The 20,940-nt window shown below is 46.1% G+C and carries 24 protein-coding genes; 7 read left to right on the forward strand and 17 right to left on the reverse strand.

Annotation, left to right across the window (positions count from 1 at the left end):
* Positions 1-9: 9 nt before the first annotated feature.
* The gene (locus VKA52_RS13765; protein WP_326316218.1) at positions 10-2,733 is read right to left on the reverse strand and encodes a pullulanase; all 2,724 of its coding nucleotides are present in this window, start codon (positions 2,731-2,733) and stop codon (positions 10-12) included.
* A 215-nt stretch (positions 2,734-2,948) separates the two neighbouring features.
* Between VKA52_RS13765 and VKA52_RS13770 the strand changes: the two genes are divergently transcribed.
* Entirely contained in the window at positions 2,949-3,260 is a 312-nt protein-coding gene (locus VKA52_RS13770; RefSeq protein ID WP_160914724.1) for a hypothetical protein, read from the forward strand.
* A 30-nt stretch (positions 3,261-3,290) separates the two neighbouring features.
* Here the strand turns inward: VKA52_RS13770 and VKA52_RS13775 are convergent, their stop codons facing one another.
* Positions 3,291-3,857, reverse strand: coding sequence for a hypothetical protein (locus VKA52_RS13775; RefSeq protein WP_326316064.1), 567 nt, complete (start codon positions 3,855-3,857; stop codon positions 3,291-3,293).
* Positions 3,854-4,753, reverse strand: coding sequence for a hypothetical protein (locus VKA52_RS13780; RefSeq protein WP_326316065.1), 900 nt, complete (start codon positions 4,751-4,753; stop codon positions 3,854-3,856). Before VKA52_RS13780 ends, VKA52_RS13775 begins: the two co-directional genes overlap by 4 nt.
* Before the next feature lie 310 nt (positions 4,754-5,063).
* Between VKA52_RS13780 and VKA52_RS13785 the strand changes: the two genes are divergently transcribed.
* A complete protein-coding gene (locus tag VKA52_RS13785) occupies positions 5,064-5,636 on the forward strand; it encodes a hypothetical protein (protein ID WP_326316066.1) in 573 nt (190 codons plus the stop codon).
* A gap of 21 nt (positions 5,637-5,657) precedes the next feature.
* Here the strand turns inward: VKA52_RS13785 and VKA52_RS13790 are convergent, their stop codons facing one another.
* The 5 genes from VKA52_RS13790 to VKA52_RS13810 form a co-directional block, all read right to left on the reverse strand.
* The gene (locus VKA52_RS13790; RefSeq protein ID WP_326316067.1) at positions 5,658-5,885 is read right to left on the reverse strand and encodes a hypothetical protein; all 228 of its coding nucleotides are present in this window, start codon (positions 5,883-5,885) and stop codon (positions 5,658-5,660) included.
* Positions 5,882-6,340 carry a hypothetical protein gene (locus VKA52_RS13795; RefSeq protein WP_326316068.1) on the reverse strand — a complete coding sequence of 153 codons (459 nt, stop codon included), beginning with the start codon at positions 6,338-6,340 and terminating at the stop codon, positions 5,882-5,884. The genes VKA52_RS13790 and VKA52_RS13795 overlap by 4 nt, the downstream gene beginning before the upstream one ends.
* Before the next feature lie 23 nt (positions 6,341-6,363).
* Positions 6,364-6,609 (reverse strand): hypothetical protein, encoded by a 246-nt coding sequence (locus VKA52_RS13800; RefSeq protein ID WP_326316069.1) that lies wholly within the window; start codon positions 6,607-6,609, stop codon positions 6,364-6,366.
* Between the two features lie 71 nt (positions 6,610-6,680).
* On the reverse strand, positions 6,681-6,929 hold the full coding sequence (locus VKA52_RS13805) for a hypothetical protein (protein ID WP_160914710.1): 249 nt from the start codon (positions 6,927-6,929) through the stop codon (positions 6,681-6,683).
* Positions 6,930-7,020: 91 nt separating this feature from the next.
* Positions 7,021-7,407 (reverse strand): ectoine synthase, encoded by a 387-nt coding sequence (locus VKA52_RS13810; protein ID WP_326316070.1) that lies wholly within the window; start codon positions 7,405-7,407, stop codon positions 7,021-7,023.
* A gap of 169 nt (positions 7,408-7,576) precedes the next feature.
* Between VKA52_RS13810 and VKA52_RS13815 the strand changes: the two genes are divergently transcribed.
* On the forward strand, positions 7,577-8,272 hold the full coding sequence (locus tag VKA52_RS13815) for a toast rack family protein (protein ID WP_326316071.1): 696 nt from the start codon (positions 7,577-7,579) through the stop codon (positions 8,270-8,272).
* Positions 8,273-8,331: 59 nt separating this feature from the next.
* Here VKA52_RS13815 and VKA52_RS13820 read toward each other — a convergent pair whose 3' ends face one another.
* From VKA52_RS13820 to VKA52_RS13835, 4 genes are all read right to left on the reverse strand, one after another.
* A complete protein-coding gene (locus VKA52_RS13820) occupies positions 8,332-9,147 on the reverse strand; it encodes a GGDEF domain-containing protein (RefSeq protein WP_326316072.1) in 816 nt (271 codons plus the stop codon).
* Between the two features lie 119 nt (positions 9,148-9,266).
* Entirely contained in the window at positions 9,267-10,178 is a 912-nt protein-coding gene (locus tag VKA52_RS13825; protein ID WP_326316073.1) for a methyl-accepting chemotaxis protein, read from the reverse strand.
* 153 nt (positions 10,179-10,331) lie between these two features.
* Complete coding sequence (locus VKA52_RS13830) at positions 10,332-10,802, reverse strand: GNAT family N-acetyltransferase (protein WP_326316074.1); 471 nt, start codon at positions 10,800-10,802, stop codon at positions 10,332-10,334.
* A gap of 42 nt (positions 10,803-10,844) precedes the next feature.
* A complete protein-coding gene (locus VKA52_RS13835) occupies positions 10,845-12,059 on the reverse strand; it encodes an EAL domain-containing protein (protein ID WP_326316075.1) in 1,215 nt (404 codons plus the stop codon).
* A 216-nt stretch (positions 12,060-12,275) separates the two neighbouring features.
* Between VKA52_RS13835 and VKA52_RS13840 the strand changes: the two genes are divergently transcribed.
* Complete coding sequence (locus VKA52_RS13840; protein ID WP_326316076.1) at positions 12,276-14,210, forward strand: SPOR domain-containing protein; 1,935 nt, start codon at positions 12,276-12,278, stop codon at positions 14,208-14,210.
* Positions 14,211-14,255: 45 nt separating this feature from the next.
* Here VKA52_RS13840 and VKA52_RS13845 read toward each other — a convergent pair whose 3' ends face one another.
* A complete protein-coding gene (locus VKA52_RS13845; protein WP_206945327.1) occupies positions 14,256-14,429 on the reverse strand; it encodes a hypothetical protein in 174 nt (57 codons plus the stop codon).
* Positions 14,430-14,694: 265 nt separating this feature from the next.
* Between VKA52_RS13845 and VKA52_RS13850 the strand changes: the two genes are divergently transcribed.
* Entirely contained in the window at positions 14,695-15,693 is a 999-nt protein-coding gene (locus tag VKA52_RS13850) for a tRNA dihydrouridine synthase (protein WP_160914693.1), read from the forward strand.
* Positions 15,694-15,807: 114 nt separating this feature from the next.
* Here VKA52_RS13850 and VKA52_RS13855 read toward each other — a convergent pair whose 3' ends face one another.
* The 4 genes from VKA52_RS13855 to VKA52_RS13870 form a co-directional block, all read right to left on the reverse strand.
* Positions 15,808-16,074: a hypothetical protein gene (locus tag VKA52_RS13855; RefSeq protein WP_160914691.1), complete on the reverse strand. Its 267-nt coding sequence runs from the start codon at positions 16,072-16,074 to the stop codon at positions 15,808-15,810.
* Positions 16,075-16,324: 250 nt separating this feature from the next.
* Positions 16,325-17,101, reverse strand: a complete 777-nt coding sequence (locus VKA52_RS13860) for an aminoglycoside adenylyltransferase domain-containing protein (protein WP_326316077.1) — start codon at positions 17,099-17,101, stop codon at positions 16,325-16,327.
* Positions 17,102-17,113: 12 nt separating this feature from the next.
* Positions 17,114-17,440 carry a DUF4260 domain-containing protein gene (locus VKA52_RS13865; protein ID WP_442788850.1) on the reverse strand — a complete coding sequence of 109 codons (327 nt, stop codon included), beginning with the start codon at positions 17,438-17,440 and terminating at the stop codon, positions 17,114-17,116.
* A gap of 224 nt (positions 17,441-17,664) precedes the next feature.
* Positions 17,665-18,210, reverse strand: coding sequence for a hypothetical protein (locus tag VKA52_RS13870; RefSeq protein ID WP_326316079.1), 546 nt, complete (start codon positions 18,208-18,210; stop codon positions 17,665-17,667).
* 334 nt (positions 18,211-18,544) lie between these two features.
* Here VKA52_RS13870 and VKA52_RS13875 point away from each other — a divergent pair, with 334 nt between their 5' ends.
* On the forward strand, positions 18,545-19,399 hold the full coding sequence (locus tag VKA52_RS13875; RefSeq protein WP_326316080.1) for a hypothetical protein: 855 nt from the start codon (positions 18,545-18,547) through the stop codon (positions 19,397-19,399).
* Between the two features lie 53 nt (positions 19,400-19,452).
* Entirely contained in the window at positions 19,453-20,580 is a 1,128-nt protein-coding gene (locus VKA52_RS13880) for a toxic anion resistance protein (RefSeq protein ID WP_326316081.1), read from the forward strand.
* Positions 20,581-20,940 lie beyond the last annotated feature (360 nt).

Here is a 20,940-nt window from a genome sequence, read left to right on the forward strand (position 1 = left end):
GGTTTCTTTTTATTTCGTATGAATCACAACCGTCGTCAATGGATCGATGGTAATGCCATCTTTGCTGAGCTCGAAACCGGACGGATCTTTCACTTTTTTACGTCCAGCTTCGTCATTGTCGACGAGTACTTTTCCTTTATTCAAGTTCTCACTAAGCGTCAACGTACGCTCTTCGTCATCGGCGTTGATGAATACGTAATAGCTTCCTTTTGCTTTCTTGCCAGGATCGACGGCTTTAAAGGCGAGCATCAAATCCGTCTCCTGGATTTCAGGTGCATCCAATAGCGTGACGTTTTGTTCGACGGCTTCCTCAGAACCGAGGCGGAAAGCGTCTGTCCAGCGTCTCAATTCGATCAAACCTTTCGTATATTCCATCGTTTCCTGCTGGATGCTCGGCTGTGATACCGCCTGCCAGTCAAATTGGTTGATCACATCGGTAGAATCATAGGAATCATGGATGAAGTAAGGATCCTCGAACGGATTCCCGTTTTCATCTTCCATGTAGGTCCACTTATCTTCTGGAACGCCATCGGCTTTCCACTGCTTCGTGCGGCCGTATTCCTGACCGGCATGAAGGAAAGAGATTCCCTGACTTGTCAGAATCATAGAATTACCAAGACGAATCCGTTTCTGGATTTCTTCTTCATGCTTCGCAGGATCCTTCTTGATAGACTGTGCAATAACATCATGAAGCGTCAAGTTGTCATGAGCTGCGATGTACTGCACGATATCGCCCGGGTCATCTTCCGTCACATTTCCAGGCTGACCTTTGATGTTGTTGAAAATGGTATCGATGTTACGAGCGCCGTCTGTGATGAAACGCGGTTCGCCTTCACTGCCGAAACCGGACTTCAGTTCATTCCTGATTTCATCAGAGAACACAGCGACTCCATCTGTTTCATCCATCCAATCCTGGTCGGCCGGTTGAACACCTTCGCCATCGTTATCTCCCGCATACGTTCTCCAGCCTTCTCCAAGCATCAGGATGTTCGGATTCAAGGCTTCCGCTGCGTCGTAGGCCGCCTGGACACTTTCGGCATCCAAATCACCCATCAGGTCGAAGCGGAACCCGTCCACTTTGAATTCATCGACCCAATATTCGATGGAGTCGACCATAAGCTTGCGGGACATTTCGTGCGTCGTTCCCACTTTTCCTCCGCCGTAACCGACTTTGGCATTCCCTTCCTCATCCATGAAATGATAGTAGTTCGGGACAAGGTCTTCCAGGATGCTTACTTTTGCCGTGTGGTTGTATACGACATCCAAAATGACACCCATCTTGCGTTTGTGGATTTCATCAATCAGATTCTTGAACTCTTCGATTCTTTCTTCCGGGTCTTCCGGACGCTCCGAATACATGCCGGAAAGAGCGAAGTAGCTGTGAGGGTCATAGCCCCAGTTGTAATTGTTCCCTGAAGCAGAATACTCCCGTTCACGCGTGCTACTGTCGAACTCATCTCCGAAATAATACTTCATGACAGGAAGCAGCTGTATGTGGGTGACACCGAGCTCTTTTACATAATCCAATTTTTCTACAAAAGCATTGAACGTTCCGAACTGGGAATCGAGTTCTCCTTCGATGCTCGGGTCAGATGTGAAGTCACGGACGTGTGCTTCCCAGATGATCGCATCTTCACGTTTTTCATAGCCTTTGATTTTGGCAAAATCAAGTTTCGGACCGATGTCAGAAGGTTCGACGATCGCCGCTTTTCCGACATCATCGTTGTCCTCATTGTTCGAAGCCGCCATCGATTTCGCATATGGGTCGAGAGCAAGCTTCTCTTCGCCATAAGCTTCGATCTTGTATTGATAATAGTAGCTATTGAGGTCTTTGATTCCCGTATTGGATTTATCGAGCGTCACAGACCAGACGCCATCGTCCCCTTTTTCCATCGGGATGTCCTGATTCACGACTTCATACTGGTCGTCTTTATCGTAAAGAACGACAGAGACATTCGTCGCGATTGGTGACCAAAGCTTCAGCTCAGCGGTACCGTCGTCATGTAACGTCGCACCGAGGTCATCCCCGTCATACGCAAACTTTTCATCCATCAGCTTCCAGTCGACAATGACATTGGTTACTTCTTCTCCATACTGGATGGTGTACGTTTGAGTAAGATCAAGGGCTTCCGCTGTTTGCAGCTGTACATCTTGTCCATCTACGTCTGCAGACTCAATCATGACCTCTTCTCCATCTGCGCCTTTCAGAACAAAGTCAGAACGATCTGCACTTTCGATCACCTGACTCATTTTTGCTGAAATGAGCGTATCGTCCTTGATTTTCGCAGACTCGACGTAAGTGGTCAGCACAGGTTCTTCCAAATAAACGTCCTCCTTGCCTTGGACCAGCCAGAACTCCGTTTCACCGCTCGTTGGAAAACTTCTGTCGTTCGGAGTATCTTTCATGTCCCCCTTATGTACGATGAAGTTCAATCCGTTCTGAATATCGATGACCGGAATCTCCACGGATACTCCGTAGTCGGTTTCATTCGTAAACTCCACAGGGTCCGACCAATCCGTCCCTTGTTCAATCGCAGGATTGGAAGCGTCCTGATTCCATAGGTGCAGCCCCCACCCTTCATAATTTCCATCTAATCGTTTGTAGTGAATGGTAACGGTTTCATAAGTTTCCGCAAAAATTTTCGTTGAAGTGACCGACGAAAAAGAAGTCGGAACCGCAAGCAAAAATACGAGCACAACACTGATGACAACTTTCCACCATTGTCTTTTCATCCTCAAATCATTCATCCTCCTTATATGAGTTTCTGAGAGCGATACGCGATCATTAGTGCAAACGCTTTCACAAACAATATACCATAGATTTCCTGAATGTGAATAAATATTCAGAAAATGATTCAAAAGGGAACGTTTGTCCTGTTTCTATAGTCCCGAGTTCTAATCCTTGGTTCTTTGAATACATTGAAAAAGGATAATCGGGAGGTGTTTGTATGTCAGCAGCACGTGTTCTCATGTGGGTCACCGCCTCTTTGGAAGCCTTCTTAGGCATCCCTTTGATTGGAGGATCTTTTGTCATCACACTATTGTGGACGCCCCTGGCCGTCATGCTCATTCTTCATATCATCACCCTTGTGCTTTCCCAGCAAAAAGGACGGGAAACGAGAGGAAGCATCCTCGGAATCGTCACCTCCTGCGTTGGCTGGGTTCCTTTCGTCGGCATGGTCATGCACATTTTAACAGCGATCTTTTTGTTCATTGATGCAGCGGAAGCCGATCCGGAATTGGAAAAACAGCCCGCCTAAAAAAGGCGCCTCATGACGAGGCGACTTTTTTTAAATAGGGACGATATTCTGATGTTCTTTATGGTACGTTCTTATCAAAACCAGAAAAGCGATCTCCATGATGAGCAACGCTCCCAGCCCTAAGATAAACAAAGGAATCGTCACGTTCTCAGGAATATTGATCGAAAAGGGGATGAGTACAAAATAGAGGATATGCGCCCCTAGATAAAATTGGAATAGTTTGTGGGTTCTCTTTCTCAGCTCTTCCTTGCCTTCTTTTCTCGACCAATCCATGAAAACATAAAAAAGGAAGTAGGCCAGGATCAGATGAACGATAGTCGTGAACTGATGGTAAATCGTCACAAGATCGGTACTAATGCTGACCCCCATCGTTGTCCCTGTAGGCTGACCAATGAAAGCAAGCGGAATGGCAAGCATGCTGATGATCAGGGCTGTGGTTCTCGCACCTTTCATTCCTTTCAAGTTGCCATCCATTCCATTCAAGCTACTTAATACCATGAGATAACCGATAAAGTCAGCCAAGATTTCAATTTGGCCGAGATGGATGTCGATTAAGACAAGTAATAAACCTCCGAAGATGCGATAAAAAGGATTCACTCTCTTTCCCTCCTTTCGATCAGGAGTTCCATCTGTTCTGGTGTAAACTGCGGATCATTGGAGACGAGGAAAGGCTGCGTGAACGACTTGCCGTTTTCTAACGTTACCTTTAATGTCATCTCATAGGAATAAGAGCGAATCGTGTCCGGCTCTTCTTGCATCGTCAGCCTGATGCGATCTCCGCGCTTCATCTCTATAGGAAAATCAATGTTCTCCAAAAGAGCTCCTGCCACTTCGCTCCAATCCTGATCCAGTTCTTCTGAGTACGTGCGAGGCCCTCCCCCGTCAGGTGTACCGGTAGAATCGATCGATGGCGCGTACAATTTCATCCTTACATCTTCAGCCACTTCAGGGAAAGGGGACGATATCGATTCTATTTTCAAATCTTCCATTACTGTATAGGATTGAAAAGAGCGTCCGTTACTGCTACTTGAGCGTCCCTGAGAACGGAAGATGCTATTTCTATCCTGTATTTCACTGGATGTCACCTTGCCAATATCCGCTACAATTGTATCGCCACCATTAAAATGAATCGTAGCTTTCCCCTCATGATCGACTCTCAATTCTCTCATTCTCTGCTCATCAAACCTAGTCGCTTTCAGCAGATAATGCGTGGATTTGCTGCGGACATCCGGCCCGTAGGCAGGGTTCTCATTCCGAAAAGCATACTGATCCGCTTCCGCATGTAACGTTGTTCCGTCACTAAACTCTACACGGACGATATGTGACGGGTCATCTCGATTCGTTAAGTAATAAAGCTCGAACATACCAGCTCCATCATAAAAATGTTCTAGAAATATCGGTTCTTCCAACTGCTTGGATTGATAGAACCATAAGTTGCCTCCCCAACTGATGGCGATGATCAGCAGAGAGATGATGAATGTTTTTCCTTTCATATGTATCTTCCTAACTTTTATTCTTTTCTTGCGGTTCGTAATTTTTTGTGCGCCTCTTTGGCGCGACTTGGGCCCCTTTGGCGCGATTCGGCTCCCTTTGGCGCGATTCGGGCCCCCTTTGGCGCGATTCGAGCCTCCTTTGGCGCGATTCGGGCTCCCTGCGCGCGACTCAGACTTCCAGTGCGCGATTCAGACTTCCAGTGCGCGACTCAGGCTTCCAGTACGCGACTCACTTTTTCAAATGGATGAAACCTTCACACACACTCATCCGTACTGTTTAGTCATACCTCTTATAGAAAGCGAGACGATTATGTTACATCATTCTACCTACTACACTCTACAGACCGAAACCATCATGACTCATCAAAGCAAACAATACAGCATATCAGATAACGAGAATCAAAGAGTAGCCACGTTTGAAGAGGACTCTTCAAGCTCCGGAAACTGGCTGAACCATGCTCTCCAATTTTTCAATTTAAAACAAATGACCAGCTTACATATCAAACTTTTATCGACGAATCAGGAGGTCATCGCACATATTTACCGCAAAAAGGGACTAACGAGCGATGTCTCTATCCAAATAGCAGATGCTACGTTCGATCTCCGTTTCAAAGGAAGCATTTCGCAGAAAATCATTGCTGAATCTGCTGGGGAAACGCTTTTTGAAGTGAATGGAAAGAATATGGCATCTGATTTTGAAGTGAAAGCAGGAGATACGCAAATCGCTACCATCCAAAAACGATCCATCCCGGCCCCGACCACAAAAGAAGCGTGGCTCTCGGGCGATATCTACCATGTGAGAAGCCGCGAATGGACGGAGGATCAAGCGATTCTGTTATTATGTACGACTGTAATGATCGATTTAACGTACCATCAAAGGTAGAGCCAGATTCTGGCTCTTTTTTTATATCAAGAGTGATAGGATTGGAATGAAGGCCATGAGTATGTAAAAAGCAGCGTATTTCTTTTGATCATCGATCCAATTTTCTACTCCAAGTAATATAAAGAGCACCCCGATGATTAGAGCATTGGTTAGTGGCGAAAGATTAATACGTTCATGAAAAAAACTGACCGTAACCAGGATGATGGTCATCACTCCACAAAGGGCGATAAATATCCTGAATGCTTTCATGCGGCCATGCCCCTATCTTCCAAGTATTCCTGGTAGTAATGCTCTTTGGCTTTCCATTTCTGTATGCCTTGTCTAAAGCCGGTCGCGAGCCCAATAACCAGGAAGAGGCCAAACATCAACCACGACGCGTTTGCTCCGAGAATGGCAGGGAACAGCACTTCTATACTTTTGGACAGGGAAGAACGGAATTGGAAAAGAAACCGCCGGTCCCTCCACCGTTCATCCCAGATCTGCCACAACTCTTCGTTCGTTTTCCTGCTCATGTACGTTTCGTAAAGGAAAGATCCATAAAAGATGACAGCCCCCAAATAAAAGAGACCCTGAATCATATTGAAAAAAATCTGCCCGAAGCCAATACACAAAACCATCAATAAGAAAAGGTACCACATTGAGCTCCGGGCTTTGTTTCTAACCTTTTTCTGGTCGACACTTTCTTGTTTTAAAGCTTCTTCCATATAAAATCCCTCGCGATATGTAATCAGATAAATAATAAACCAAATAATGATAGACTAAAAATGAGGACACAAAGACCGATGGTGATCAGCGGCTCTACTGTCTTTTCTGTTTCACGCATATCCCGCACTCTCGTAATGGCGACGGATGGCGCAAGGAACATCCAGGCCCATTCTGTGCGGAATGGAAGGTCGGTGAGCAGCATCACAAGAAAAATGAGAACGGCAGCCCCGAACAGAATATGTCCGATCCATCTCCAAGTCTTCTTCAACATCATCCCCCCTCTCCAAACGACTACGGTCCTATAAAAATATGTATGCGGTCAAAGAGTTCTATCATTTTTTATAAAGGACTGTAGAACAAACTGTACAGCGCAAACCCAAAAATAAGTACACAAAAAGTAATGACAAGGATCGGTTCTACTCTCTTCCCTTCCTGAATGTCTTTCACCCGCATCACTACTGTGGATGGCACCGAGCAAATCCATAACAACTCCCATCGGAAAGGAAAATCTGTAAACAACGGAAGGATGAGAGCGAATAATCCAGCGATCAGGAAAATGCCTCCAACTCTGTCCCACACTTTCAACACAAAGACCCTCCTTTCCACATGCCACGGGTCTTATTGTAACAAAAATTTCCGTTTTTATGGAAAAAAATAACCCTTCCTGGACTAGGAAAGGTTAAGATTCATCGACCGGATACACACCTTCTGCATCATGGACTTCATCCCCGCTGATGGGTGGGTTGAAAACGCAGATCATTCTCATATCCGTTTTTGCCCGTAACACATGCTCATCATGTTCATCGAGGGCATAGAGGACACCCTGCTCGATTGGCCAGGTCTTTTGATCTTTCAGCGTGACGACTTCACCCTCTCCTTCGATGCAATAGACCGATTCCAGGTGGTGCTTGTACCATATGTGGGTCTCCGTACCTGCGCGGATGATCGTGTCATGGACGGAATAACCCATCCCGTCTTTCTTGACGATGAGACGCCGGCTGTTCCACGTTCCTCCATCGACATCCTGACCCGTCCCGATGACATCTTTTAAGGCAACGACTTTCATGACATCTCCTCCTTCTTTTTCAATCTATTCCCTATTCCACCGAGTAGAACGCCCCTTTTCCATGGAAGAAAATACATCTCAGGACCTATGAAAGATACACCCGCAGCCAGTTAGCCTTTTGGATGAAGCACGCTATACTATTTTCAGATGCAAAAAAGGAGCGATGAGGATGAAGAAATTAATCAAAACTCTTTTGGGTGCAAGTACTTTCATGACACTGGCCGGGTGTTCATTCGTTCAGGCGGGTGAACAGGTGGAGGAGACTCAACGGGTTGAACGAGATGATGCCGATCAACTGAAGATGGAGATCGAGATGGGGGTCGGTGAGCTTACGTTAGATACAGGATCGGAAGACTGGCTGGAAGGTTCGTTCCTTTACCCTGAAAACTTTCTGACTCCTGAACTTTCCTATCAGGATGGCACGATCACACTCTCCCAAACGGAAGGTAAAAAGAAATTCATCAACAATCAAAAGAGTGAGTGGGACGTTCTTTTGAGCAATCAGATTCCGGTCGATCTAGCCATCCGGACGGGGGCCGCAGAATCGAAACTGGATCTAAAAGAAGCCTGGTTGCAGAACCTCTCCATCGAGGCTGGCGTAGGAGAGTTGACCGTCGATCTTTCCGGCGATTATGAGGAAAGCTTTGATGCCACAATCGAAACTGGCGTTGGGGAAAGTACCGTTTATCTGCCGAAAGACACAGGTGTCAAAATTACAGCTGAAAAAGGGATTGGAGATATCGAGACGGATGGTCTCATGCAATCCGGAGACTCATGGGTGAACGAAGCGTATGATTCTAGAGGTCCACGCATTCACATCAACGCTGAAATGGGCGTCGGAGATTTGGCGTTCATCGTAAAATAAAATGTTGCAACAACCTGGAAAGGCGCCTGGATTAGATCCAGGCGCTCTTCCTTTATCTTTTACGATTGTAGCCGGACTTTCCGGCTATTTTTCGCTATATACATCTCCTGATCCGCCTCATCCAAAATGCTGACGAAATCTTTTTGCCCGAACACGAATTCACATACGCCGATGCTGATGCTGACAGGAATCCGGTGTCCCCCTTGATGAAACGGTTCAAGAAAAGCATGATGGATGCGGGCACACAGTTCATCCGCACTTTCACCGTCCTGTATTTTTTGAAGGATGACGAATTCATCGCCACTCAGCCTGTACACGTGGCCGCTCCCTTTCACCGCTTCATGAAGGAGGGCAGCGATGGATTGGAGCATTTCATCTCCCATCACGTGGCCGTATGTATCATTAATCCTTTTGAATTCATTCACGTCTATAAACAAGAGAACATGGACTCCGCTCTCCTCCCCTTCGAGGAAACGCTGCTGCAACGCCTGTCTGTTCGGTATCCCTGTCAGATCATCATGGAGGATATTCTTTTGGGAACGCTCCAGGTTGACCAGCGTTTTATTAATGTTTTTATTCAATTCACCAATCATGCCCCCGGACCGAAAGGTGGTCCTTGCAGACAAATCCCCATTTCGAACCGCGTTCAGGACCAGATTCACATGTCGGATGAAACGTTTTGTAAAGTAATAATAGATCAAATAGTTGACTGACCCTAACAGTGCCCCAGCAAAGACCGAAGCGATCATGAAGAACAGGAACAGTTGCTCCGGAATCGGGATGAACTGATCGAGGACCAGTGAAAAACTGATGCCCATGACAGTCCCGAGCACGATATAGATAATGAGCATCCATCTCAAATAATTCATTTTCATACGAAGACGACCTTTCCAAAGGGGTTCGAATAAACAGTGTCTTTGAAGTCATTAAGACCTAGGTCTATTTACTCTAAGATAAAGATACCCCTCCTCCTACATCTGAAACGTTTCAATGTTCAAATGATTCCGGATAAGGCTTCTGCTTCTTTCTTCAGTGCTTCGGCAGCCCCTACGATTTCCTTATATCCTGCAGAGGCTCCGTTGATCTGTGTCTGGCTGCCTTCCACATCTTTTCTGATCTGCTCTGTTCCTGATGTGATATTGGAAATCTCTTTCGTTATGTTATCGATATTTTCGCGCACCTCTCCGATCGACTCTTCCACCTTCGTCGAAAGCTTCCGCACTTCTTTTGCAACGACATCAAATCCGCGACCATGCTCGCCGGCACGAGCCGCTTCAATCGCTGCATTCAAGGATAAAAGGTTCGTCTGGGCGGCGATGTCCCTGATCGTCTTCACGACTCCCTGGATGTCTTCCGCCTGGGCGCGCAAGTCGATGAGGATATCCGTGTTCCCTTTCGATTTCACCGCAATTTCATTGATTTTATCGTTCAGTTCTTCGTGTTGGCGAACCCCTTCTTCGGCCCTTGTATTCAGTGTGACAGACATCTCTTTCAAACTTTCCACCACTTCGGTGATTTCACTTTGACGCTTCGTAATATCTGTCGCAATCTTCATGACGCCGACGATTTCTGCTTCTTCGTACACGGGCATGTAGGTCGCTTCCAACCAGACACGACGGCCTTTCGCATCTTTACGTTCGATTTTATCCTGAAAACTGCGCCCGCTCAGCAGATCGTTCCAGAACGTATCGTATTCTCTACTCTTAGCAAAGTCATCAAAACAAAAGTTCTTATGATGCAAGCCCATCATGTCTTCGGTTGACCGGAACTGCATCGTCGATGAAAAGATTTCATTCACGTAGGAAACTCTCCGGTCGGTCCCGAATTGGATGATGGCCAGATTCTTTTCCGCGGCTTCAAACATTAGATCTTTCTTCACATTCTTTTTCTCTAAACTATGTACCATTGTAACAACCCTCTCCCCTGTAATAATCCATAATACCTATCCCTGTATATTCATCATTATACCCACAGGAAAGATGTCTGGCAATTTTAACGGTTTAGACAATTAGAGTGAAGCAGGATAAAAAAGTCCGGAACCAATGTCCCGGACTTTCGCTTATTTTTTGACCATCGTAATAAATTTGCAGGCTTCCGTCTGGAATGAATCCTGTTCAACGAAGCCCATGTTCTCATACAGACGGATGGCTCGCTCGTTGAAGGTCGCCACTGACAGACGGACGGGCATCCCTTCGTGATCCTGCTGTATAGAGGCAAGGACCGCTTTTCCAAAAAGCTTCCCGTGCCCCTTTCCTGTAAGTTCCGGTTGCAGGCCGAGACCCATATCGACAGCGGGTTCTTCATAGACGCCGTCCTTTTCCCCGGCCGGGACTTTCGCACTCTCTCCCGTGCAGAAGAAGCCGATGAGCGTTCCCTTGTCATCCAAAACTGAACGGTAAGTTCCGTCCAACCGCTCGGCAAGCGCTTCTTCGGAAAGTTCCACGTTGTAAAAATCGTAAGGCGGTTCATACCTCCACCTAAGAGATTCGGACGCGAAGGCTTCCGTCATTTCATGTATCGTAAGGTTCAACTTGTTCCCCCCCTCTCTCAGCATCACGTGTGACATTTCTCTCTACGCAAGCAGACATTCGTGTTCATAGATATACGCATACCTCAAATCAATGAAAAGGAAATGCTGATCCGTCAGCGGAAAGCTGAACGTCCGGACCATTTCCTTTGTTTCGATATCGGAATAAAGACCGGAAAGCAGCCCGGTATTGAGGGCTTTCATCTGCATGACGTTTTCGAGGAAATACGGACGGAACGCCCAGTTCGCTCCACGCTTGTGGGGCTCGAGTTCCCATACATCGGTCTTTTTCCTGAAGTTCGAGGACACCTGCTGGCCATCCATGTGGCAGACGAACATCCGGAAGCTCTCTTCATCAAATTGCTGTGTGACCCCTTCTATGAAGGTGTCCGCTTTCTTCGGACCTTCCCACCTCGGCAGAAGGTTCTTCACTTTCTTTTCCCACGCTTTGATGAAATCATGGCGCTGCTGCAGTAAGCTTTTTTCACGCTGGACATAACCAGCCATCTTCTCCCCGATATTCAAGGCGAGCGATTCCCGGGTGACCGGTTGGAAGGCAGGGTACCCGAGATAGAACCCTTGGTAATAGCGGCTGCCATGTTTCCATGCAAAATAGAGCTGGTAGTCATCTTCTATGTTTTCAAAAAGAAGGGCCGCCCCGATCCTGTGTGCGAGCATCGACAGTGAGAACATGATGTCATGGAACGTATCTCCATTCTGCTGGCGGATGATCCTCGAATCGATTTTCAGGATATGCGGTTCCAGCTGCCGGATCCGGTCGATGTTCGAGCTTTTCGCTCCGACATGGTCGACCGCAATCTGGATGCCGTACGTTTTGTAATAGAGAAGCAGATGGTTCAACGTCTCGAACTCTTCATCGAAATCATGCTCGGTGACTTCAATGACGATCCGGTTCAACTCTAACCCCTTTTGTTCATATTCAAGCAGTGATTGCAAGAGGTCATCTCCGTCATTGATCATCAGCTGCTTTGCATTACGGTTGATGAACAACATCCCATCGGTCCCTTTTTCTAAAAACTGATCGACCGCAAGCTTCAGCACATGCTGATCGACTTCGACTTTAAATTCTTCCGGGACGTCAGGGTCCAGGAAAAACGGACCTAAACTATGCCATTTCCCATTTTCTTCATAACGCGCCAGGACTTCATGGCCGATGACGCCCTGATTAATGGCACTGACAATCGGCTGGAAGACTGGTCTGATTTTATGTAAATTGCCTAAGATATCGAGTGGATCCATATGTCCCCCTCCTGCTTTTCTTTATCTGCCTCCATTATACATGATTTTTTCTTGGAATTATAAATGATAGGTATAAAGAAAGGGGAGGAAAAGTAAGAGCGGGTGTAATTTTTTTATCAAGATTAACAGAATTGTGATGTTTACATTATATGAGACTATACTCTTTGTCCGATATTTTCATATAATAGGAGGAAGTCAGAAAGGAGATTGACTAGTATGAAAACCATCGTTATCGATGCTGGTCACGGAGGGTCGGATCCTGGTGCCGTTTTTCAAGGATTCCAGGAGAAGACCTTCAATTTGTCTATTGCCATGAATGTCCAACGTATCCTTTCATTGAATTATGAAGTAAGGGTTCTAATGACCCGAACGACAGATGTTACCGTATCCCTCAGGGACCGCACAAACCTCGCCAATCGTGTGAATGCTGACTTCTTCTTATCGATCCACAACAATGCAGCAGGAGGAAGCGGCTTTGAAAGCTATATCTATAACGGGCCTTTGGCTCCGAATACACGAACCTATCAAAATATCATCCATGACACCACCTACCGCGCGATCCGAAAGTACAATGTACGCGACCGTGGGAAAAAACGGGCTAATTTATTCGTGACAAGAGAAACGAACATGAGCTCCCTGCTCATCGAAGTCCTGTTCGTCGACAACCCCGGCGACCTTGCGCTTTTGAGGAATTCCGCCTTCATTAATGATGTCAGCCGCGGGATCGCTGAAGGGGTGGCCGATGCACTCGATCTGCCAAGAACCCCATCACCACCTTCCCCACCAGGGGATGGCACCTTGTACCGGGTCATCGCCGGATCGTTCCGAAACCGCGAAAATGCTGAACAACGCGTCGAAGCACTCGCCGCCCAAGGATTTCCTGGCTTTGTTGTACCGACTACGATTTCAGGAACGACGTATTACCGTGTGCAAACAGGCGCTTTTTCTAATGAGGAAAATGCAAAAGAACAGGTGGAGCGTCTCAAGCGCATCGGAATTACGGATGCTTTCATCATCCGCGGAGAAGATGCACCTGCCCCACCTCAGCCTCCGGAACCCGGGGAACCTGGAGACGGCTTGTTCCGTGTCATCGCCGGGTCGTTCCAAAATCGAGTGAATGCCGATCAACGTGTCGCCTTCCTCGCCCAAAATGGCATCGACAGCTTCATCGTGCCGACCGAAATCAACGGCGTAACCTATTTCCGCGTGCAAACCGGCGCATACGCCGAGAGGGAAAACGCCGAAGCACAGGTCGCACGTCTTAAAGCCATCGGCATTACAGAAGCTTTCATCGTGCGTGATGGAGATACCCCTGCCCCGCCAGAACCAGAACCAGGGGATGGATTGTTCCGCGTCATCGCAGGTTCTTTCCGCAACCGTGAGAATGCGGAAGAACGAGTCGCGTTTCTCGCTCAAAACGGCATTGAAAGCGTGATTGTCCAAGTGGAAATCAACGGTGTCACCTACTTCCGGGTGCAGGCCGGTGCCTATTCCATGAGAGAAAATGCCGAAGCGCAAGTCGAGCGTCTCCAATCGATCGGCATTACAGATGCCTTCATTGTCACGGACGGCTCGACCCCGCCAACGGAACCGGAACCACCCGTCGATGACGGCGGTTACAAGATTTTCGGCGACATGTATTTGACCGCCTGCCAACTCGATGATTATGCGAAGACTGTAAACCCGGCCGCTCCGAAACTCGGACACTTCTATTTGAAATACGGAGAATTTTACGGCATCCGAGGAGACGTCGCTTACGCCCAAGCGCTTAACGAAACGAACTTCTTCCGTTTCACAGGAGATGTGAGACCAGAGCAGAACAACTTCGCAGGTATCGGCGCGACAGGTGGCGGCACACAAGGAGCCTCTTTCGAAACACCAGAAGAAGGCGTCCACGCCCACATCCAGCACCTTTACGCCTATGCTTCGACAGAACCGATTCCTGCCGGTTTGGAAAAAGTCGATCCGCGCTTCGACCTCGTCACGCGAGGCATTGCACCGACGTGGACCCGCTTGAATGGCCGATGGGCAGTTCCTGGGGAGACGTATGGTCAGCTGATTTTGCAGCTTCATGAGCGGAATATCACTTTTGTGCTACAAGAGATGGAAAAGCAGCGTGTGCAGTTGAATGATGTGCTTGACGAAATATAAAAATAAGCCAGTCTCCTTCTTCGGGAGTACTGGCTTTTTCTATGATTATAAGCTTGTCGCTATCCAAATAAGTAAAAAAGCGAATCCTGCCGCAGCCACGAGGTGAATTCCGTTTCCCTTGGTTATTCCTTTTGCGATATCAAAGTCTCTAAGGATAATGGCTCCCCAACCCGCTGAAACCAATAGAATAATGATGACTGACATCAGCGTATCATTCATAATAGCCCTCCATACTACTCTTTAGGATTCTATTACCTGGAGAGGCCACTGACAAACCCTTTCTACCGATTAGAGGAGAAATATGATAGGCTTCAATAAACACCTGTAAAGATACAATCCAACTCTCCCCCTTGCACTTTTCACGCGATACCATTAAAGTATATAATGGTTCAAATCCTGCCTAAATGGTAATGGATATAATAGAAACAACACATTTACAAAAAATACTACGATTATTTTCAATAAAGAAAGGGTTCAGATATATATGAAAGAGAATTTCTGGCATGAGTTGCCGAAACCGTTTTTTGTCTTGGCACCGATGGAAGCCGTGACGGATGTCGTGTTCCGTCATGTCGTGAGTGAAGCGGCGAGACCTGACGTGTTTTTCACAGAGTTCACGAATACGGAAAGCTACTGCCATCCGAAAGGAAAAGACAGCGTACGCGGACGTCTGACGTTCACTGAAGATGAACAGCCGATCGTCGCCCACATTTGGGGTGACAAACCTGAATACTTCCGTCAGATGAGTATCGGGATGGCCGAAATGGGCTACAAAGGAATCGATATCAACATGGGCTGCCCGGCTCCGAACGTCGCGACAAAAGGGAAAGGCTGCGGACTGATCCGCCGTCCGGATGTCGCCGCAGAGATCATTCAGGCTTCGAAAGCCGGCGGACTTCCTGTCAGTGTGAAAACCCGTCTCGGTTATACCGAAGTGGACGAATGGCGCACATGGCTCAAGCACCTGTTGGAACAGGACATCGTCAACCTTTCCATCCACCTTCGTACGAAAAAAGAAATGAGTAATGTCGACGCACACTGGGAGCTGATTCCGGAAATCAAGAAAATGCGTGACGAAATAGCTCCAGACACACTTCTGACGATCAACGGAGACATCCCTGACCGCCAGAAAGGTCTTGAACTCGTAGAGAAATACGGCGTCGACGGAGTCATGATTGGACGCGGAGTCTTCCACAACCCGTTCTGCTTCGAAACAGAGAAGAAAGAGCATAGTAGTGAAGAACTGCTCGATCTTCTGCGTCTGCAGCTCGACCTGCATGATAAGTACTCAGCAGAACTTGAGCCGCGTCTCTTTAAACCGCTACGCCGCTTCTTCAAGATTTACGTGCGCGGTTTCCGTGGAGCCGGAGAGCTCAGAAACCAGCTGATGAACACGGAATCGACCGATGAAGTGCGTGCCCTGCTTGATGAATTCACGGAAAACGCAGGCGTACAGGAAGAAAAAAGTTTCTCCATTTCTTAATTTTAGAGAGAGAAAAGCCATCGACGCTTTTCTCTCTTTTTTATTTGGCGCCGGTAGATGGCCTGAAGTAAAAAATAAAAGCATGGATCGCATCCATGCTTTTTTCCTAAGATATTAAGCTTCGAGTCCTGTGTAATGCACATCTCCATATACACGACCCAATGATGTGTGCAGGCGTTTAGAAATGTTTTCAGCTTTTTCCATTGGAATATCCGTTTTAACGACGATCGTTTCAAAGTTTCTCTTCATACTTTTATTGGGCCATACATTAACGAAAACGTCATATAGCGAGTCATCTTCCTCGGTCGCCTGCAAGTAAGATATGGTGATATAGTTCCCGCCAATATCTTCAATTTTTTGTGTAATTTGATTGTAGTCCATCTGTTTCACCTCTAATAATAATTGATCTTCTGCTTAAAAAGCCTAAGATATGCCTTACCTACTATACATGAATTAGAGGGAGGATGATAGTCCGTTTTTGATCGATGACAGGAAGATACCTTTCCTGTGTACGGAAGGATTCGTGTAAGCTTACGTATACGGTGTTTTTCCGGTTAGCTATTGATTTTAAGGATAGCGTTTGCGCTCCCAGTCCTCCCCCTGCTCAACGTGGATCCTCTTCAAGCAACGATCAATCACCAACATTGACAGAGCCTTTCACCCTCACATTCTTCTCCTGAAGGGAGGCCTCTATTTGCTCTTGATAATGCCGTTTGAAAGATGAGAGTTCTTCATCTGAGATCGAAACATCATCCCCCCGCCTCCGCTTCAATACTTTCACCACGGTTTTTGAAAAAGGAGAACTCAAGGCCCACTGGCCGGCCTCATCCTTCGAGTAGATGCGTTCGTCCTCCAAATAATAATAGACCCGGAGGATGTTCAACACACTATAAACCGGTTCCACCTCGACATTTTCCAGACAATCCTCATAGTCGCTCAGAATCGAATCCAAATAGTCCTGCTTCGGAACAGGAGGGAATACTTCATCGACCGGCTTTCCGAACAGCACACACCCGCTGTGATGGATGATGGTCAGATGAGCAGCCAAGTCTGGATCTTCCCTTTCTTCGCCATAGGTTGATCCGCTTGAGAGAAAACGATTCCTCCAGGCCTCGCTGTAGTGGTAATCAAACGGACACGGGTGCTGCCATTCGTCAAGCTGACGGCGGTTCAATACAGAGATTTCGATCGGATAAGGAGAGCTCGACTGTTCTAGAAGAAAATCTGTCAGCTGAACGGCATCCATACGGGACATCGGTTTTTCCGTCACGACAATCAAATCGACATCACTTTTCGAAGGCACAAATCCACCTAAGACAAGCGAACCATGTAGATACACACCTGTTATATTCTCACCGAAAATTTCATAGAACTTCTCCGTACATCCTACGAGAAAAGCATCGACCATTGATTTACCCCCCTAGATTCTTTGAAGATGAGTGTCCTTGAAACCGGTCGGATATTTCAACCCATACCCGAACATCCTGTCCATCCCGTTATGCGCCATCCAGATCAAGCTGATCATCAGGAGCCCATCCAGGGAGGCAGCGATAGCAGCTACGATAAGTAATAACGGAAGAACATAACTATGGGAAAGGTTATAGACAACCGCCCCGACTCTCTCATTGACGAGGTATCCAAGCATGGAAATGTCGAAAATCAATAAAAGGAACACGAAGGCGAGCCAGCTGAAATCATTCTGCTGGTAAAAATATAGACTTGCCAGGAATACGAATGCTCCTTCCATATAAAGCAAAACCCTCGCCACTTCAACCCCTCCTGTTCACTACTTGTGATACCGAACTCTATCTGCTTCCATTTTAATAGGAACCCTTGTATGACCAACCTATCATAATTCATTGGACAAGAGTTCAAATTTTAATAAACTTAACCAAATGTTTAGGTGTCCAGCTTTGGTAAGTATCGTGGTCCTGCTTTTAGGAGGACTTCAAACATGATGCTTAAAGAAACTCACATACTCTCAAGCAATCCGCCTCGATCTGAATATCGGAGGAAGCTGAACTTTCCATCCTCATCCAAATTGATTCTCCCTTTTACGGTTGTAGCATTTGTTTCGCCATCTTTGCTGAATTCCACATCGACCTCAAAAGCGTAAGCGTTATTTTCTTCATCTTTATCCATGTTAATGTCAGTTGCGTTCAATTCATAACCGCTCCTACTTGCTTCCCAGATATACATCGAAGCTTTTTGTAATTGTGTTATGTCTTCGTATCCTTTTTCATTAAAGTAAGGTTTGTACGTCTCCTCTACATAATTCCGGAGCTCTTCCGTCGTCCCCTCCCTATAGATTTCTTCCGTTTTTTCACTCGGTCCGTTAAATTCGTGTTCGAGAAACTCCTGTACTCGTTCACGATTCTTATCTGAAGGGGTTGTGGCTTCGTTACCCTCACTTGAACCTCCCTTTTGTTCCACAGAGCTTTGATCCGAATTTGTGCAGGCGCTGGTAACGAATAAAACAGTTAGGATCGTTGCTATGATGATTAAAATCTTTTTCACCTTGAAATTCCTCCTTATATTCCTTCTTGCTTCAACAGCAAGTGTCCTTCTCTTTTGGTCCCAATTCCCTACAAAGGAAAAAATATGCATAAATACTCCCACTCGAACTTTGAAGAGTAATATGTAAAATTGTGAAACATTCTAGCTCGTAAGTACGTATATTCATAGTAAATGGAAGATAGATTTTCCACAGACGATGATTCCGCCTCCTCCTTCTCATCGGGAAGTGACGTAGGCATATCTTAGTCTCAACCCCCATTTTGTGGTATTCTTGAAGTATCATAGATTCATTTAGTCGTGGAAAAAGGAAAGACGAAAAAGGGGCTGACGAAGCATGGAAAACCTCAACTCTTTTATGCTTGAGAATTTGGAAAGAACATTCATGCCACATACCTCCGAATATCAGCGCTACATCGATTTTCAAACGATGAGAGATATGAAGCAGGTGATCAAAGGGAAACGCCCTGTTTATTTCGATCTGGATATAGAAGAACTGGTAGAGATGAAGAAAAGATATATTATGGATGGATTTTGGAACGGTGTCTTATTCTCTGCCGTGATACCGAAGTCCAATACATTCAGGGGAACCCTTGAGTTTTACGGCAAACCGCCGAAAATGCTGCTGGGCCGCTTTGAATGGATTGAAGAAGAAAAAGCCTTCCTCCCTACTTTTCTGAAAGAAGAATTCACGAGAAAAAAGGGACTTGGAGGCACGCTGAGGGATTTTTCAGAGGTCCTGTTCAAACATGTGAATACTTACGTCGAGCACATGGAAGTATCCGGAGAAAGTACTACGTTTGAACATCCGGAGGAACCGATCTTCGAAGATTGGGACTTCCCTTTTCTCGATAATCATCCGGACCTTCAACAGGAGTGGGCAGCTTTAAAGGAACGGACAGAGAAACAGTTCCGACGGATGGAAGAACTCGATATCGAAGAACAATACGCCCTTGAGACGATGATGGACAAAGACGTCCCTGACTTCATCGCATCGTTCCAACGATTGTCCGACGAGAATAAGGAAAATCGGAAACATGAACTGGTAGAAACAATGTATGATTTGCAGAAGTTCATTGAAAATCTGGAGCGAAAAGAAGAAGAAAGCCATACGCAGAACTTCGCTAGAAGCAAAGGAATCATTGCTTCCAAATATAATAAGGAAGACGAAAACTTCCTTTCACAAAAGTAATCGGCCGTTTTATATTGCTAAAAACCAACGAATGACATACAGGAGGTATGGACATGAGTAAACATTCTCCCTATAAAGATAAAGAAGCGGAAATGAACCAACAGGACTTGAGAGAAGCGATGACGCTTATTGAAAAGGAAGATATCGACCGTCTGAACGAAGAGGCCGAAGCCTATGCGGGGAGGTTCGATACATCAAGAGACGACTCCCTATCCGATGTGATGAGAGAACTCGGAGACCTCGGAGAAAAAGAACAGCGCGTCGCCGGTGAGACAATGGAAACGTTGAAGCGCCCGGTCAACGACCTCATGACGAAAGGCAACAACGACATCCCCGATTCGCTGAGAGAACTCGAAACGATCGTATCAGACCTTGATCCTAAGCGCTCCGAAGGCAACGGCGTGCAGAAGTTCTTCTATAAACTAAGCAAAAAGCAGCCCATCGACCGCTACATGAAGAAGTATGAAACGGTCGACTCAAAGATTGATATGGTCGTCCGCAGTCTCCTGGCTGGGAAAGACCGCCTGGAAGAAGACAGCGTCGAATTACAGCTGATCAAAGAAAACGCCCAGAAGCGTATTTATGATTTGGACAAGCAGATTTATCTCGGGAAAAAGCTGTTTGAGCTTTTGAAAGAAAAAGAAGCGACAGGCGAATACGATCTGGCCCTGCTTACCGAAGGAAAAGAGAAAATCATTACGCGGACGAGAAACATGACGCAGATGAAGAGTGTGCTGCATCAGAGTATTTCTTCTGTCGATATCATCAAGAAAAACAATGAAAAACTGAAGGAATCGATTCGTAATGCAGTGACACTGACGAAAAATATTATTACTGTCTCTGCTTCGATCCAGCTCGCTTTGAACAATCAGCGGAAAGTGATTGATACGGTGAATGGTGTCAATAAAGCGACCGAGGAGATGCTGCTTTCGAACTCGAGGAATCTGAAGGAGAATGCGGAAGAGACGACAGAGATGATGGAGAATCCGGCAATCAGTATGGAAGCTCTTCAGGAGTCTTTTGATAATGTATTTGAGGCATTGAAGACGACGGAGCAGTCGTCGGAGCGGATTATTGCTTCGAGTGAGCAGTTTATTGAAGAGATGGATGCATTGAATGAGAATGTTCGGAAAAGGTTATCTCAAACTAGTAGTCATAGAGAAAGAGCGCTTCGTGACTGAAGCGCTCTTTAATACTATTAAATTGAGAGATTCAGGGCAACCATTACGAGAGACTACAAAAGATAGAAGAATATTTGTTTACCTTTTCGGGAGGCCATCAAATACGGACGGTAGTAACAGTGAAGAAATAAAGTCATTAAATGAATAAGATAGGCCGCTCGAAAAGTACTAGATATATGGTATGACTTTCTTTGATATTAATAAGTGAAAGTCCATGATTCCCGAGCATATTCAACATCATGACGATTTTTTATACATAATATTGGATATTTTGTCTATTATTGAAGGGTTTTCTATTTTATATAGAGAAAAAGTAATGGCATGTGGTTTATATATTTAAAATTTAATAAGATATAACGA

This window comes from Halobacillus sp. HZG1, from assembly GCF_035818575.1.
Classification (GTDB): Bacteria; Bacillota; Bacilli; order Bacillales; family Halobacillaceae; genus Halobacillus; species Halobacillus litoralis.